This is a genomic window from Sphingobacterium kitahiroshimense, assembly GCF_025961315.1.
GTDB classification, from domain to species: domain Bacteria; phylum Bacteroidota; class Bacteroidia; order Sphingobacteriales; family Sphingobacteriaceae; genus Sphingobacterium; species Sphingobacterium anhuiense.
Window position 1 is genome coordinate 3,643,566 of sequence record NZ_JAOQNK010000001.1, and the last position, 16,806, is coordinate 3,660,371.

Annotated in this window: 15 protein-coding genes, 1 tRNA gene and 1 rRNA gene; 12 read left to right on the top strand and 5 right to left on the bottom strand. The window is 36.6% G+C overall.

Features of this window, described 5'->3' with window-relative positions; genetic code table 11:
- The first annotated feature begins 1,113 nt into the window (after positions 1-1,113).
- The 9 genes from M2265_RS16150 (at position 1,114) to M2265_RS16195 (ending at position 9,381) form a co-directional block, all read left to right on the top strand.
- Positions 1,114-1,596, top strand: a complete 483-nt coding sequence (locus M2265_RS16150) for a helix-turn-helix domain-containing protein (RefSeq protein ID WP_165902487.1) — start codon at positions 1,114-1,116, stop codon at positions 1,594-1,596.
- A gap of 225 nt (positions 1,597-1,821) precedes the next feature.
- Positions 1,822-1,894, top strand: a tRNA-Lys gene (locus M2265_RS16155).
- 319 nt (positions 1,895-2,213) lie between these two features.
- Positions 2,214-3,806 (top strand): DNA/RNA non-specific endonuclease, encoded by a 1,593-nt coding sequence (locus M2265_RS16160; RefSeq protein WP_132771782.1) that lies wholly within the window; start codon positions 2,214-2,216, stop codon positions 3,804-3,806.
- A gap of 223 nt (positions 3,807-4,029) precedes the next feature.
- Positions 4,030-4,506, top strand: coding sequence for a hypothetical protein (locus tag M2265_RS16165; RefSeq protein ID WP_132771783.1), 477 nt, complete (start codon positions 4,030-4,032; stop codon positions 4,504-4,506).
- Positions 4,507-4,511: 5 nt separating this feature from the next.
- Positions 4,512-4,973 (top strand): hypothetical protein, encoded by a 462-nt coding sequence (locus tag M2265_RS16170; RefSeq protein ID WP_132771784.1) that lies wholly within the window; start codon positions 4,512-4,514, stop codon positions 4,971-4,973.
- Positions 4,974-5,053: 80 nt separating this feature from the next.
- The gene (locus M2265_RS16175; RefSeq protein WP_132771785.1) at positions 5,054-6,097 is read left to right on the top strand and encodes an aminotransferase class I/II-fold pyridoxal phosphate-dependent enzyme; all 1,044 of its coding nucleotides are present in this window, start codon (positions 5,054-5,056) and stop codon (positions 6,095-6,097) included.
- Between the two features lie 277 nt (positions 6,098-6,374).
- Positions 6,375-6,659 (top strand): HU family DNA-binding protein, encoded by a 285-nt coding sequence (locus M2265_RS16180; RefSeq protein WP_021189241.1) that lies wholly within the window; start codon positions 6,375-6,377, stop codon positions 6,657-6,659.
- Positions 6,660-6,678: 19 nt separating this feature from the next.
- Complete coding sequence (locus tag M2265_RS16185) at positions 6,679-7,509, top strand: tetratricopeptide repeat protein (protein ID WP_021189240.1); 831 nt, start codon at positions 6,679-6,681, stop codon at positions 7,507-7,509.
- 318 nt (positions 7,510-7,827) lie between these two features.
- Positions 7,828-9,381: an Rne/Rng family ribonuclease gene (locus M2265_RS16195; RefSeq protein WP_021189239.1), complete on the top strand. Its 1,554-nt coding sequence runs from the start codon at positions 7,828-7,830 to the stop codon at positions 9,379-9,381.
- Positions 9,382-9,448: 67 nt separating this feature from the next.
- Here M2265_RS16195 and miaA read toward each other — a convergent pair whose 3' ends face one another.
- From miaA to M2265_RS16210, 3 genes are read right to left on the bottom strand one after another with little or no spacing between them, the layout of a single operon-like run.
- Entirely contained in the window at positions 9,449-10,351 is a 903-nt protein-coding gene (miaA, locus tag M2265_RS16200) for a tRNA (adenosine(37)-N6)-dimethylallyltransferase MiaA (RefSeq protein ID WP_132771786.1), read from the bottom strand.
- Entirely contained in the window at positions 10,348-11,520 is a 1,173-nt protein-coding gene (locus M2265_RS16205; protein ID WP_132771787.1) for a Gfo/Idh/MocA family protein, read from the bottom strand. Before M2265_RS16205 ends, miaA begins: the two co-directional genes overlap by 4 nt.
- A gap of 56 nt (positions 11,521-11,576) precedes the next feature.
- Entirely contained in the window at positions 11,577-12,365 is a 789-nt protein-coding gene (locus M2265_RS16210) for a hypothetical protein (RefSeq protein ID WP_132771788.1), read from the bottom strand.
- 93 nt (positions 12,366-12,458) lie between these two features.
- Between M2265_RS16210 and def the strand changes: the two genes are divergently transcribed.
- A complete protein-coding gene (gene def / locus M2265_RS16215; protein ID WP_132771789.1) occupies positions 12,459-13,040 on the top strand; it encodes a peptide deformylase in 582 nt (193 codons plus the stop codon).
- 34 nt (positions 13,041-13,074) lie between these two features.
- Here the strand turns inward: def and M2265_RS16220 are convergent, their stop codons facing one another.
- On the bottom strand, positions 13,075-13,686 hold the full coding sequence (locus tag M2265_RS16220) for a trimeric intracellular cation channel family protein (RefSeq protein ID WP_132771790.1): 612 nt from the start codon (positions 13,684-13,686) through the stop codon (positions 13,075-13,077).
- Positions 13,687-13,835: 149 nt separating this feature from the next.
- On the bottom strand, positions 13,836-13,970 hold the full coding sequence (locus M2265_RS16225; protein WP_259194733.1) for a hypothetical protein: 135 nt from the start codon (positions 13,968-13,970) through the stop codon (positions 13,836-13,838).
- An 851-nt stretch (positions 13,971-14,821) separates the two neighbouring features.
- On the opposite strand from M2265_RS16225, the gene M2265_RS16230 reads away from it, so the two are divergent.
- Entirely contained in the window at positions 14,822-15,013 is a 192-nt protein-coding gene (locus tag M2265_RS16230) for a hypothetical protein (protein ID WP_264599357.1), read from the top strand.
- A 141-nt stretch (positions 15,014-15,154) separates the two neighbouring features.
- A 16S ribosomal RNA gene (locus tag M2265_RS16235) occupies positions 15,155-16,684 on the top strand.
- Positions 16,685-16,806 lie beyond the last annotated feature (122 nt).

A 16,806-nucleotide genomic window follows, 5' to 3' on the forward strand; every position in this document is an offset into this window, starting at 1 on the left:
AGCAAGTTACAGTTGATACAGATTGTAAAGCTTGAAAAAAATAAATTGGAAAGTATTTAGTGAGTAGTTTAAACCCTCACCCTACGGCTTTACAAGAAGCCTCATTTTGTCTTTAATATCTATTTTATTATGGAAGTGATTTCGCAGTGCTTCTATAGGGCTGTTTTTATAAAGGTTATTTACAGCTATAGATTTTAAGTCTCCTTATCTTAGTAAGAACCTAATTGTGTACTACTTTTATTTTTTATCTTTAAAATACTTCGTATGCAATAAAAAGAGCAGCTTTCTCCATATTGTAATCCAACTGTAGTAAGAGCTTTTGCATGTAATTTTATAGTCCTTTGCTGTATGTACAATTCAGTTTACAAAGTTGATGAACAAAGGTTATTGCAAGTTTTTTGTAGACCATGTACTTAATGAGCAGCATTTGCTCTCATCTTGCGGTTTCACAAGGAACCTCTTCTCTCGGGCTACTAAAGGAGTGTAGGTCGTGAGCGTAATGTTTACCAAGGTAGATGATGGGTACGTAAACTTATGATATCTGTCTAAATCTATTATTAAATTATAATGTGCCCTTTAAAAGGAATAATAAGAAAAATTAATTTCTAATCTTAATGAACCCTTAGGATAAATAAACATAAACATAGTTGTGTATCACTTAATAATTAGGGACAACAAACAAGACCAAATATGAGAAGATCCCTAACCATCTATTAACCAAGTATGACTTTGGAAAACAGAAATTGGCAACATATTATTAATATCTTTTTTTAATGAAGAAAAAATACAAAGTTGTTTTCAGTGTATTTGGCGAGTGGAACTATCCCTTGCCTTACGGCTTCACAAGAAGCCTCTTTTTTATCAATACCAATAAGTCAAAGAACAAAAACGTGAATATATCGCTGTGCTGATATCACCTTAGAACATTTAATTTTTGAGAATCCTAGGTTTTGATGAATATTTCATATCGATCATAATTGGTTACATATACCATAGGACGAAAGGTAATTTCTCCCTTATATACACAAAAGTAATATTAAAAAAGGAATTGCGCAAATTAAATCAGCTTTTTATTTGTATTTATTTTGCGCAAATATTTACTCTATTTGTTACGTGTCAAGAATAAATGAAGATATTATCCTGAATATTGGTCAAAAATTTCGAGAGCGTCGAGATGAATTAGATTTTACGCAAAGGGACGTTGCACATATGACTGACCTTACCATTAATACCATTGCTGCGGTAGAAAAGGGAAAAGGTACGACTATGTATAACTTCTTGCTAATTTGCCGCGCACTGAATATCCAGCCCAGAACATTGTTTGAGAAGAACATGGATCTGACGCCACTATATAAAATCGAACCTGAATCTAAACGACGTATAGAAACAACACAAAAGTTGGATCATTTAGTTTATCACTCGGATTTTTTTAATACACCTAAACGTGTGGCGGAGGTATTGGCAGAATTGAATTTGGATAAAAACGATAGCAATAAATTTTCCGTTTATTTAACGGGATATTGTAAAGAGCATGTGTTAGAATATAGAAAAGAAGGAAATTTTAAGCTATATAAGAAAAAGACGAATAAAATATAGAAAACACACAAAGCTGATACTTCCTGAGTAATTTGGCTGATTGAGGCTCGCGATTAAAAACGGCAGTTTGAGTTCATGTCTATATTTGTTATCGAATTCATATACTTCATTTATGGATTTTCAATTTGATAATGAATGTCTTAAAAAGATTATATTAATATATCTTGTTTTTTCATTTTTATGTTTGATATAAAAAAAATCTAAGTTACATTTGAGTATAGACTTGACTTTGTAGCTCAGCTGGTAGAGCAATTGACTCTTAATCAATGGGTCGAGGGTTCGAGCCCCTCCGAGGTCACCTCCTGTAAAAAAGCCATTTTTCTTTATGAAAAGTGGCTTTTTTATTCTTCGCGACTTTTGATACTTGAGATTGATTCGTTTTTTTTATCCTCAAAATGATTTGTTTTACATTTTTTGCAATTCATATGTAACTTGGACATTTGTGATTGAATCAATCATCCTGTTAAAATCGTTTTTTCGGCTAATTTAAGACCTCTAGTAATCAATTAACTACAAAATTTTGGTGGTTTCATCGATTAAAAGTCATTACTAAACGTTCATTAATCTAAATTTATTAGCCATTTTCGCCCTAAAATTAATACTTACTATATTTTAGGATGATTAAAAAAACCAGAACTACAAAGACCAAATTTTTAAAGAAGGTAGTTTATTTTATTATAACATTTTTGGTTGTATACGCATGTCGTAAAAACCAGATCAGAATAGATCAGAACGCTGTACACTTTACAGCAACGATCGTTGAAGAGAATCAAAATAGAGCAATAGGTACTACATGGCAAAAAGGAGATGAGATCGGTATATTTATGATCGAGTCAGGAATGCCATTATCGACTAGTTCCATTGTCAACGGTACTAATAATCATATTTTTTTTATAAACGGATCAATATTTCAAACTACAGATGAACTTTTCTTACCTGAAAAATCGGTAGATTTTATTGCTTATTATCCTTTTAAAATAATTAGCGATTATCAATATGTACTTGATATAACGGATCAGTCTAATCAGGCGAAAATAGATCTCATGTACGCAAAAAATGCAAAGGCAATCAATAAAGGGAACAATAATATTCCACTTATATTTGAACGTCAATTATCAAAAATATCCATTAAATTAACGGTAGCCAATATAGATGAACACGGGTATGAAGAGATGAAAGTCGTAATGCCGAAACTAAACACGCTTGGCTCCTTTGATCTGGTAACAGGCAAGTTAGCAGTTAAAAAGGACAGCCAGAAAGATATTGAGGGAAAAGTCATAAACAACCATGATGGGACTGCTTTTGTCGAATTCTTCCTTTTTCCAGGAGAAAATATTACTGGAAAAACCATACAGTTTTTAACTTCAGACAACACGAAGTTTACTTGGAAGCTACCAAAAGTAAATAAACTGAAAAGAGCGAATCATTATTCTTTTGATGTAAAAATTGATAACGGTATTTCTGATGGAGGCATTGTCGCAACGCAACCTTACTTAGAAATTCCAGGAATAACGAAGTTGAAAAAGGACGAGGTTTTTATTCAGCACTTTTTACCTGATGATCCGAAACGCCGTAATTACACCATGCTGTACGATAAGGTGAAAAAAATGGCCTATTGGGTTGCCTACCCGTTGCACAGTAGTTATCTCGGTAATGCCAAACGTACCGATGACTGGCAATACGACCCGGCTATAGCAATGGAGTTTCAGCCCACTTTATTTAAAGGTTTTGGTACTTCAGGTTACGATAGAGGGCATCAGTTGCCAAGTGCGGACAGAAATTTTAATAATGCTCAGAATAAGACTACGTTTTACTTTTCAAATATGACCGCACAGGCATCTAAACTGAATCAGGGTGTCTGGGCAAACCTAGAAAATAAAGTGCGGACATGGACGGCACAATGTGATACGCTATATGTGGTAACAGGAGCGATGCCAAATACAAAATCTAACACAGCGATTGAATATATCATCGATAATAAAAACATAGAAATCGCCAGACCCAAGTATTATTTTAAAGCGCTAGCAATGAAAAAGGGAAAGAATTATTATACCATTGCCTATAAGATGGACAATGAAACACCAAGTTCTAACAAGTTTGAAAAGTATCAAATGACAGTAAGCGAATTAGAGAAAGTGACAGGATTTAATTTGTTCCCGGATTTAAATACAACGCAAAAACAAAGTATTGATGCAAACATTTGGAGATAAATCTTACCATTCATTGCATTGTAAAAAACACACAAGACATTGAACAGCACCATATATATTGGTGAGTTGTTTGTTAGAAGATTGCTTTTAAAAGAAATATCAGGGGGACCTAGGCAAAATTAAGCTCAGATTCCCATTCTTTTTTAATGATAAAACCAAACGATTTTACACATTAATTGTTTTGGAGGTACTGATTAATGGTTATACTTTGTATTTTAGCTAGATGAATATAAAAGGATTTGCTTTCATTCTTATTGGGGTATTGTCCTGTCTAAGTGTGGCAGCGCAAAAGAACCCATTACCGGCACATAACAATTGGATATTTGGACCTTCTATTGGTTATCAATATCAGAGCGGAAGTTTTTTGAAAGCATCTGCCTGGGGGTTATTTGCACCAAATGAGTCGCAGTATATGAAAATTGATGCTGGTGCAAATTTCACTTGGATGGGCGGTAAAACAACTGTAATTCCCGAGTTGGGATTTACTTATTATGTCAATGATTTTGTTCTATTACCTTTTGTCAAAGCCGAATTGACCCCCTATACGGTAACGCCAAAAGTTGGTCTCAGTCTTTTCTCTCTCATTGATCTGGGAGTAGGTTATGGGTTTGATATTAATACCAAGAAAGATTTTAAACAAATTAAAGGAGTGAATTTATCCTTAGGAGTCAATATTCCTTTAAACTTTCATTTATATTAGACTCTATGAGAAGAAATATTGTTGTTAAATTGATCTGTCTTGTGCTATTTAGCTTCAGTATGCAGGTAAAAGCTCAGGAGATCTTATATGGCCCTACAATTAGTTATCAATATCAAAAAGGAAGTGCTGTAAAAACAGGAGGGTATTTTGCATTTGCTTTTCTCGGTGAAAATATTTTAAAAACAGATGTTACCGCTAATTTTACATGGACACAGAAAAAGTTTGCAGTAATTCCTGAGCTGGCGCTGTCTTTCTATCCTGAATCCTGGGTAGTTGCTCCTTTTGTACGGACAGAATTCACTCCATATACCTTTACACCAAAAGTAGGTGTTACAATGGCCACTCTTTTGGACTTGGATTTTGGATATGGATTTTCAATCGCCGACAAGCAGGATTATCGTCCACTGAAGGGTTTTACGGTTTCGCTCAGATTTAATATCCCGCTCAACTACAAACTCAATATGTAGTGTTTTTTGTTATTTGAGATAACAACCTATTATTTATAACAGAGTCTATTTCCCGGTAATTTTAAAGTGTAATATTGATAATGAAAGATTTTACCCATTTGCATCAGCCAACAGGTCGGGTGATCAGTGATGAAGAAAGGACGTATCTCTTTTTTGGCGGAACTTCCTATCTGGGCTTATTGGTTAATGAGGCTTATATGGATGTATATAAACAAGGAATTTCTATTTATGGACTGAATAACGGAACCTCCCGTAATAATAATATTCAGCTTGGTATTTTTGATATTGCCGAGGAGGCTGCAGCTTTACGATTTGGCTTTGAAGATGCGATGCTAGTTTCAAGTGGTTATTTGGCTGCACAATTGGTTGTGAGGGTACTTGCTTTACAAGGAACACTTCTATATGCTCCCAATAGTCATCCAGCATTGTGGTTTGATGTCAATCCAGGAGTGAGTGGTCTTATGGCTTCTTGGCTAGAGGATGCGGTAAAGCATATCAATGCCTCTAAAGAAGAGTCTTTCGTAATTGTGAGTAATGCACTGGATAATTTAACACCCCAGCACTACGATTTTAGTCCATTACTAAAAATAGATCCCAATAAAAGGATCGTGCTTTTAGTGGATGACTCGCACGGAATCGGGGTGGTTCGCAAAAATAAAGTTTCTACGGAATTGTCTATGTTTGATAATACAGGAATTGATGTCGTAGTCGTTGCATCTTTGGCAAAAGGTATGGGAACAGATGCGGGTATCATCTTGTCATCCAATAAGTGGATTCAAAGGTTTCGTAAATCATCTTTTTTTACTGGAGCCTCCCCTGCTTCTCCCGCTTTCATGTACGCTTTTACAAATTCACAGGAAATATATTCGGATGAATTCAATAAACTCCAACAGAATGTCAAGCTATTTAGCGACTTAATCGGCAATAGCCTAAATCATATTCCTAATTTTCCTGTTTTCAGTTCAACGAACCCTGAACTTTATCAAAAATTAGTAAAAGAGGGATTTTTGATTTCAAGTTTTCCTTATCCTTTGGAAACAGATCCACCATTAAACAGAATTGTGCTGAGCAGTCTTCATAATGCCGATGATTTAAAAAAAATAGCACAGGTAATTTGTGATTAAAATTTAAGTCATAGGCTTATCATTTGTTTCACGTGAAATGATAAAAATAAAATTAAAGGTTTGATTTTCAGTAATAAAGTGTATTTTTGTGCTTCTTTGAAAAATGAGTTTAGCGATGCAATATGGCTAAGCTGTTGTAAATGATCTCTTTTGGAATAATTTTAAAATAAAAAAAATGTTTAAATTATTTCCAAACGTCATTTTAAAGAGATACTTTTGCAACCCCAAAGTATATTTGGTTAAAGGTTGAGAAATAAATAATTACAGTAAAATTGATATGACTAAAGCAGAAATTATTGCAGAAATCTCTAACAAAACAGGCTTAGAGAAGGTAGATGTTCAAGAGACCGTTGAGGCATTCTTCAAAGTGGTTAAAAACGCAATGGTGGGTGGAGAAAATGTATACGTAAGAGGTTTTGGTAGCTTTGTTGTTAAAAAAAGAGCTGAAAAAACTGCTAGAAACATTTCTAAAAACACAGCGATCATCATCCCTGAACATTTCGTTCCTAGTTTCAAACCGGCAAAAGTATTTGTTGAGAAAGTAAAAAACGGCAATAAATAATCTTAAAAACAGATTAAAAATGGCAAAAACCAAACAGATTATAGTAGTAGGCGTGGTTGCAGCATTAGTTGCGGTACTATTGGCACAACCTATCAAAGGTTTGGTGAACGAGAAAGAAGAATCTGCTCAAACGGAGCAATCTTCTTCCGAAATTAATTTGGAAAACATATCGTTAATGACAAAACAAGGATTAGATGCAAATTTAATCAAAGATATTTCCGATATTGAGACCCAAATTGCAAAGGCATCTGGAGAAGAAAAGATTTCTTTACTTCAAAAGTTGGCTGTAAAGTGGGATGATTTGGCGAAGCCAGCTCCGCAAGGATTCATTTATGAAGAAATGGCTAAAATTTCTCCAAAATATGAATACTGGTTGAAAGCGGGTAACTCTTATCGTACTGCTTACACAAATTTACAAGACTCTACTTTAGCTCAGGCTTTAACACAAAATGCAATTCGTTCTTACGAAGCTGCGTTGAAATTAAATACTGCTAGTTTAGAAGCGAAAACAGGATTAGGAGCTGCTATGGTTTCAGGTACTAATAACCCGATGGCAGGAATTGCTTTACTTCGTGAAGTGGTTCAAGCAGATCCAAAAAATGTAGAAGCAAACAAAACTTTGGGATTGTTTTCATTACAATCTCGCCAGTTTGATAAAGCGATTGATCGTTTCAAAACAGTTATTGAATTGAAACCAGATGCGGAATCTTACTTTTATTTAGCCACAGGCTATGAAAATATTGGGATGAAAAGTGAGGCGGTTGCTGCTTTTAAACAAAGTAAACAACTAGCTGCTGACCCTTCCCTTTCACAATTTATCGATCGCAAGATCGCTGAGTTGAGTAAGTAATTAATTTAGTTTATAATCATTTAAAAAAAATTAGCTATGCCAAGCGGAAAAAAAAGAAAAAGACACAAAATGGCTACTCACAAACGTAAAAAACGTTTAAGAAAAAATAGACACAAGAAAAAATAGTCTTTCTTGTATAAGACTCCAATAGGTTGTTGAGACATGAAAATAACGCAATAATCGCATTGAAGTTTGATGATCTACACGTAATTTATTACGTGTAGATTGTTTTTTTTTATAAAAAAACGTTCTTTAAGGTTTAATCAGATACAACAAAGTTAGCAGGGTATGCTAATTTGTATCGTAAATATGTAGCTGTTGGTAAAGGAATTAATTATCGATTCTACTCCTGAAAAAGGAGTTACTATTGCTTTGCTACAGGATAAGCAGCTTGTTGAACTAAATAGGGAAACGGTTAACAATAATTTTTCAGTTGGAGATATTTATCTTGGGCGAATCAAAAAAATTATGCCGGGATTAAATGCAGCATTTGTAGACGTAGGATACGAAAAAGATGCTTTTCTCCACTATTTGGACTTAGGTCCTCAGGTTCAATCTTTGCTAAAACTTACTCGAATAGTAAAGAATGGCAGTTATCAAGAGAAACTGCTAAATAGTTTAAAACTTGAAAAGGACATCGATAAGGCCGGTAAGATATCTGATATCTTAAGCAAAAACATGCTTTTACCAGTTCAAATCGCAAAAGAACCAATATCAACAAAAGGACCTCGATTGAGCTCCGATCTATCTATTGCAGGTAGATTTGTCGTACTGGTACCTTTTTCAAGCGCGGTTTCCATATCCAAACGAATCAAAGGAAGTAATGAGCGGACACGTCTCAAGAAGATTGTCGAAGGAATAAAACCTCCTAATTTTGGAGTTATTATCCGAACGGTGTCTGAAGGTAAAGGCGTAGACGAACTACAAAAGGATTTATTGGATCTAATCTCTAAGTGGGAAATATTTACCAAGCGACTTCGGACAGCAGAACCTCCTCAAAAAGTATTGGGTGAAATGGATAGAGCTTCTACCATCTTACGCGATTTATTAACAGATGAATTTACACATATTCATGTAAATGATCCTGTGATATATGAAGAGACAAAATCTTATGTCCAAGATATCTCTCCTGATCTAGAAAAAATTGTAAAACTTTATAAACATAAAGAACCAATTTTTGACCATTTTGGGGTTGAGAAACAAATCAAGGCTGCTTTTGGAAAAACTGTTACATTACAAGGTGGTGCTTATCTCGTAATCGAGCACACTGAAGCACTTCACGTCGTTGATGTTAATAGTGGTAATCGTTCTGCTAATAAAGAGAACCAAGAGGATAATGCGCTCCTGGTTAATATGGAAGCAGCAAAAGAAATTGCGCGTCAATTGCGCTTAAGAGATATGGGCGGGATCGTTGTTGTCGATTTTATCGATATGCATAAACCTACTCATCGCAAAGAGCTGTACAGCTTCTTGAAAGAATGTATGGCCACGGATCGTGCGAGACACACAATCTTGCCTCCAAGTAAATTTGGATTAGTGCAGATTACGCGTCAACGTGTTAGACCAGAAATGAATATCGTTACAAATGAGAAATGTCCCGCTTGTGATGGTACTGGTGAGATTCGGTCAAGTATTGTCCTGATGGATGATATTGAAAATAATTTAAGTTTTATTCTTCAAGAACAAAATGAAAAAGGAATATCACTATGTGTACATCCTTATATAGCCGCTTTTATTAAATCTGGCTTTATTTCAAAAAGAATAAAATGGTTTTTGAAGTTTCAAAAATGGATCAAAGTTGTTCCGGTTACTTCATATTATTTAACGGAATTCCATTTCTTTAATGCTAAAGACGAGGAAATCAAGTTATAATCGAAAGAAATTAAAAAGGGTTGATCCATCTGGTCAACCCTTTTTCTGTTTATAAACTCTGATACTTTTAATCCAACCAATTGATGACAATACCATCTTTTTCCATCTTACGGAAATAAGTCATCTGCCTTTTTGCATAGCGATGAATTTCTGTTTCCAATTTTTTATAGAACTCTTCGTAGTTTAATTCGCCTAATAGGTATTTAGATATATATTTATATTCCAGACCATAATATTGCAGTTCTGTATGACTAACACCAGATTCCAATAATGCCTGTACCTCTAAAATAAGTCCTGCCTCTATTCTTTGATCTAGTCTTTTGGAGATCTTTTTTCTTCTTGTGGATACATCAGGATTTAAGCCTATTACAAAGGAATCTAAACTTTCATTATTACGTATCATTTCTGGATTATTCTTAAGCCATTCTAAAATTTCTATCCCGCGAATAATTCTCTTTTTAGTGGATAAATCGATAAATAGATCATTGGGTTTGTTATACTTAGCTAATCTATCGATAAGTTCATCCTTTTCAAATTGATATAGAGCCTCTTTAAAACCAGGTTGGCTAGGAATTTTAACATATTTACTGCCTTGAATAACACTTTGAATGTAGAGCCCAGTTCCCCCGCAAAGTATGATACGTTTTTTTTGTAGCAATAGGGATTGATAGATTTGTTGGAAATCTTCTATAAATTGTCCTAGATGATATTTTTCTCCTGGATCACAGATGCTGATGAGATGATAAGGAACATCGCCGTATTCGGATAGATCTTTACCAGTACCTATATCCATTTGACGATAGACCTGGCGGGAATCTGCACTGATAATTTCGGCCCCGATTTCTTTTGCTATTTGGACTGCTAGAGCTGTTTTCCCAGAAGCTGTAGGGCCTAAAATAACGATGACTTTCTCCCTTGGCAAAGATGAGATTGCCAAAGAAGAAAGTAATGTTTGTTGTTTAGTTATCACACAACAAATTTAGTCCATTTTTCAGAACCATTGTTGTTGTTGACAACATTTTCTATAAAAGCCATGCCGCGTACACCTTCGTGTACTTGAGGGAAATCCAACATTTCTGCCGTTGGTGTCTTACCTTCTAATTTCGCAGATACAGTTTGAGCAAAATTGCGGTAAATATTACCAAATGACTCTAATAGACCTTCTGGATGCCCAGATGGGATACGCGTATTGTGTGTTGCAAATGAACTTAACTGATTTGGAGCATTGTACGCATTTCCGGTACGGAATACTTGACGAGGTTCGCCTAACATTTTGATTGTTAAGTTATTCGGATCTTCGTTAGCCCATTCTAACCCGCCATTTTCACCATAAATACGAATGCGTAAAGCATTCTCTTCTCCGGCTGCTACTTGTGAAGCCCAAAGCATTCCTTTTGCTCCTTCTTCAAAACGCAATAAAACAGAACCGTCATCATCTAGATGTCTTCCCTCAACGAAAGTCGTTAAGTCTGCACATAATTCTGTAATTTTTAATCCTGTGATATATTCTGCTAGGTGAGCTGCGTGTACGCCGATATCGCCCATCGCTAAAGATTTTCCAGATTTAGTAGGATCAGCACGCCACGCCGCACCGGCATTTCCTTCACGCTCAGTCAATTTACTCAACCATCCCTGAGGATATTCGACAACAACTTTACGGATTTTACCAAAGTGACCAGCTTTAACCATTGCTTTCGCTTGTTTTACCATCGGATAACCGGAGTAAGTATGTGTTAAGCAAAGTGTTTTATTCGTGCTTTTTATTATTTCTTCTAAAGATTTTGCTTCTTCTAATGTTAAGGTCATCGGTTTTTCAATGACAACATTGAAACCATTTTCCAAAGCCATTTTTGCAGGAGGATAATGCATGAAATTGGGCGTAACAATCGTTAAGAAATCCATGCGCTCTCCTTCGGGAAGCTGGCTTTCTTTTAAAATCATTTCCTCATAATTTGCATAGCAACGATTTTCTGGAATGAATAGATCTTCAGCAGACTGTTTGTTGATTTCAGGATTGATGCTGAATGAACCACATACAAGTTCGATTTTACCATCCATATTTGCCGCGATACGGTGTACAGCTCCGATGAAAGCATCGTTGCCCCCTCCGACCATACCCATTCGTAGTTTTCTCTTCATGTGATATATTTTATTATTTACTGTTTAGATTAATCGACAAGATACAAAAAATGATTTTATTTTATAGATAGAATCAGTTTAAGACTGCCCAAGTTTTCTTTTAAGTAGCCATCAGGAAATTCTTTTTGTAGGTTCTTATATTGATCTTCATCTCTAATGAGCACTCTTGATATTCCATTTACCCAAAATTTAAGGGGTTCGAGTTCTGATTTTTTGACAAAACCAATTTTTTCTAATGAAGAATCTTGATTCCAATCCTTATCCGTATAGGTCATAATATCCTGGGGGTTGAAATCGTTGATAAATGCTTTAAGCAATTTGCTGATTCCCCCTACTACATTATAACCAAGTTTATTGCAAAATCTAATTAGTTCAAATGATCGATAGTTTTCAATATTTAATTCAGGCATTTTTCTTCCTCCGCTAAATACGGCAAGAGAAACTAGTTCACCCTCTAAAAATAGACCATACCGATATTTTCCTGGCATTGCCCCCTGCAAGTGGTTTTCTTCCAAGAATGCGATTGTATTTTTTTTATCGACACGAGCTACAACGGTATTTCTAGCGTAAGCTTTTTTCTGATGTAAGGCGATTGCCAGTATTCTTTTTAGAATGATAGCATATTTGCTAAATAATATATCTTCATCAATATGTACGATTTTTTGATTTTCTTCTGAAACCCGCTTCGTGATATTAGATCCGTAAAGGTGAATTTTAAAAGGAAGCTCCTCCCCCGTTATTACTGTAAATACGGGGGATTTTTCGGAGACTAAAATCTCTGAATTGAAGCTCTTTCGTAATGCATTACAAAAGCGTTCTACTATTTGATGGTATGAATCTGTCATTTTCGAATAACAAAAATATGATTTATTAGAAACAAACTGTGGTTTTCGATTGAATTTTAATACGTATCTTTGTCCTTCAAAAAAAAATAAAGTATGAAACTTCCAATTGTGGCTTACGGAGACCCAGTTTTGCGTAAGGTAGCAGATGAAATAGATGAGGATTATCCAAACTTGAAACAACTTATTGCAGATATGTTTGAAACGATGTATGCAGCAAGTGGTGTTGGGTTAGCAGCCCCCCAAGTTGGTTTGCCAATTCGTCTTTTTGTAATCGACGCAACTCCTTTTGCTGAAGATATTGAAGAAGAAAAAGAAGTGTTGACAGCTTTCAAGAAAGTTTTCATTAATCCGATCATGGTTGAAGAGTCTGGTGAGAAATGGGCCTTTAATGAAGGATGCTTAAGTATTCCTGATATTAATGAGGATGTTTTGAGGAACCCGAATATTAAGATTAATTATCTGGATGAAAACTTTGAGGAGCACGAAATTGATTTATCCGGTTTAGCAGCGCGTGTTGTACAACATGAATATGATCATATCGAAGGGAAATTGTTTACTGATAAATTGTCTACACTGAAAAAAACAATGTTGAAAGGAAAACTGGATACAATTTCTAAAGGGATGATCCGTGTTGGATATAAAATGAAATTTCCATTTCAAAAGAAAAAGCGTTAGTTATAATTAACGCTTTTCTAATTATTTCTCCACCTTATCCACCCACTATCGGAAGGGAGAATTTATATTTTACGGCTAAGATCCGAACTGTAAAGATCAACAATGCACTTAAAAAAGCATTTATGCCCTCGGAAAGTCCAAAATAAGGTAAGGTTACGTAAAGTATAGCTCCTGATAAACAAGCTGTTGCGTAAATTTCTTTTCTGAAAATTAGTGGCGTTTCATTCATAAGGGTGTCCCGGATGACCCCTCCCATTACAGCCGAAAACATGCCTAGAATTACAGCCGCAATTGTAGAGCTTTCATAGGTAATGGATTTCTGTAAGCCAACAATAGTAAAGAAAGCGATCCCCATGGCATCAAAAAGTGTTAAAGTTCGGGAGAATCTATCTAATTTGTCGTTAAGGACTGCTGATAGAAAAACCCCGATTAGTATAGCAATTAAATAATTCCCATCGTCAACCCAAATGGGACGAAGGTTTAGAAAAACATCCCGGAGTGAACCGCCCCCTATTGCTGTAACAAATCCTGTAAAAGTTGCACCGAAAATATCAATTTTTCTCCGATTAGCTGCCATGGCTCCTGAAATGGCAAAAAGCATTGTGCCCATTAAATCAGTATAGTATATATAATCAGGTCCTGTCATTTATGCTTATTCTATTGGTTTGGCGCTTAGTTGTATAGGTTGATTCGTATTTAATATACTTTTTTATCGTTTTATGATCCTGATTTAAAAAATGATTTTCCGATCACTTAATCTAATGTTTCGTCTATTCCAGCAGTAAATATAGTTTTTTATTTTACATCACGATAATGCTTCGCGCTAGTTCTGATCAATTTGTCTACAGCATGGTAAGAATCAATATCTTCTTTTTTGGAAGTTTGGAGATACCGACTATTACATAATCTGACTTTTATAATATAGTTCATAGATTTTATTTTTAAAATCTATGAAAGAAAAAATTACGTATTCGATGCAAATTGATTTTCGATTAGCTGTTTGAGCGTGATTATAAAGCAGCTCTTTAAACCAATTGAATCTGGAGAAACCTACTATTATTGTTGTTAGCAGGGTGATACCATGTTATAAGCAACTGGGTACCTGGTTCGAATATAATAGAGGTATAACAGAGGGATAAGAGGGGGTTTATAGGGGGTTAGTAGAGGTAAAGCTCTATTAACCCCCTATAAAATCTCAGTAATCTCTCTATAAATCCCAGTTTAAGTAATAATCAGTTCCCTTTCAGTTCCCGAGCAGGTTATAATATGCCTTATTCCGGAGTATCTTTACGGGGATAGCTGGCTATTGCAAAACAGCAGCACTTCTCAGGATCCCTTTTGTAGTATATACTATATACTATATACTATATAGTATAAAGTAAAGATGTCGGCCCTGCGGAAAGCATGAGGAGACATGGATCACCTTATCAGTAATAGTAATAGTAATAGTAATAGTGTCGATGATGCCGCTGTACTGAAAAAGATATAATTTCCATTTGGCTATTCCCTAAAAGCATACTGCATCCATGAAAGACGGTTCAGGACGAACAGTTCCCCCGCTACCCCTTTTTATAGTTTAAAGCCAGGATTGTCCGTTTCTCAGCCCCGAGAACAGATCATAGGTAAATTTATCGGTCAGGTTATAAGCTGTTTACCGTTTCGAGGCAAACTATTTCCGGAAAAGATTAGGAAGTGATTATAAAAAGTCGCTATCTTTGCACCACTCCGCAAGGGAGGAACGGCTGATCCGAAAGGATAGGCACTGAAAAAAGAAGGGTTTAATGAAGATTAAACGCAGAAACATCAGGAAAACAAAAAAAATAAATTTTCACATTTATTTTGGAGAAACCAAAAAGATTTCTACCTTTGCAGTCCCAACGGAAACGAAGGGAAACAGAAACAAGATCGATAACGGCGCAATGCCGACATCATACAGGCCGAAGCGAGATGCGGAAGCGAGAGAAGTTCTTTAAAAATATAATCATGTAACGTAACGAGTAGTGTTGAGAAACAACGAAAGTTAAAAAAATCAACCTGTTCAATTTTAGAATTAGAAATTAAAATACAAGACAATTCTATTTATTATAAATAGTCTTGATCTTACACTTCATTTTACAATGGAGAGTTTGATCCTGGCTCAGGATGAACGCTAGCGGCAGGCCTAATACATGCAAGTCGGACGGGATTCAGGGAGTAGCTTGCTACGAACTGATGAGAGTGGCGCACGGGTGCGTAACGCGTGAGCAACCTACCCATATCAGGGGGATAGCCTCTCGAAAGAGAGATTAACACCGCATAACATCATTAACCGGCATCGGATTATGATCAAATATTTATAGGATATGGATGGGCTCGCGTGACATTAGCTAGTTGGAGAGGTAACGGCTCACCAAGGCTACGATGTCTAGGGGCTCTGAGAGGAGAATCCCCCACACTGGTACTGAGACACGGACCAGACTCCTACGGGAGGCAGCAGTAAGGAATATTGGTCAATGGAGGCAACTCTGAACCAGCCATGCCGCGTGCAGGATGACTGCCCTATGGGTTGTAAACTGCTTTTGTCAGGGAATAAACCTTTCTACGTGTAGGAAGCTGAATGTACCTGAAGAATAAGGATCGGCTAACTCCGTGCCAGCAGCCGCGGTAATACGGAGGATCCAAGCGTTATCCGGATTTATTGGGTTTAAAGGGTGCGTAGGCGGTCCTATAAGTCAGTGGTGAAAGACGGCAGCTTAACTGTCGCAGTGCCTTTGATACTGTAGGACTTGAATCTATTTGAAGTGGGCGGAATAAGACAAGTAGCGGTGAAATGCATAGATATGTCTTAGAACTCCGATTGCGAAGGCAGCTCACTAAGTTAGTATTGACGCTGATGCACGAAAGCGTGGGGATCAAACAGGATTAGATACCCTGGTAGTCCACGCCCTAAACGATGATAACTCGATGTTTGCGATACACAGTAAGCGTCCAAGCGAAAGCGTTAAGTTATCCACCTGGGGAGTACGGTCGCAAGATTGAAACTCAAAGGAATTGACGGGGGCCCGCACAAGCGGAGGAGCATGTGGTTTAATTCGATGATACGCGAGGAACCTTACCCGGGCTTGAAAGTTAGTGAATGATCCAGAGACGGATCAGTCCTTCGGGACACGAAACTAGGTGCTGCATGGCTGTCGTCAGCTCGTGCCGTGAGGTGTTGGGTTAAGTCCCGCAACGAGCGCAACCCCTATGTTTAGTTGCCAGCACATAATGGTGGGGACTCTAAACAGACTGCCAGCGTAAGCTGTGAGGAAGGTGGGGACGACGTCAAGTCATCATGGCCCTTACGTCCGGGGCTACACACGTGCTACAATGGACGGTACAGCGGGCAGCTACATAGCAATATGATGCTAATCTCTAAAAGCCGTTCACAGTTCGGATTGAGGTCTGCAACTCGACCTCATGAAGTTGGATTCGCTAGTAATCGCGTATCAGCAATGACGCGGTGAATACGTTCCCGGGCCTTGTACACACCGCCCGTCAAGCCATGAAAGTTGGGGGTACCTAAAGCATGTAACCGCAAGGAGCGTGTTAGGGTAAAACCGATAATTGGGGCTAAGTCGTAACAAGGTAGCCGTACCGGAAGGTGCGGCTGGAATACCTCCTTTCTAGAGCATTCGGAATTGAAGCTCGTTACGGATACACATGATTTATATAAGAAACAAATAAGAAACATTTGAAGAAATGTGCCCATCCCTGAATTGGATGGTCCAGAGAGATAGAATGATAA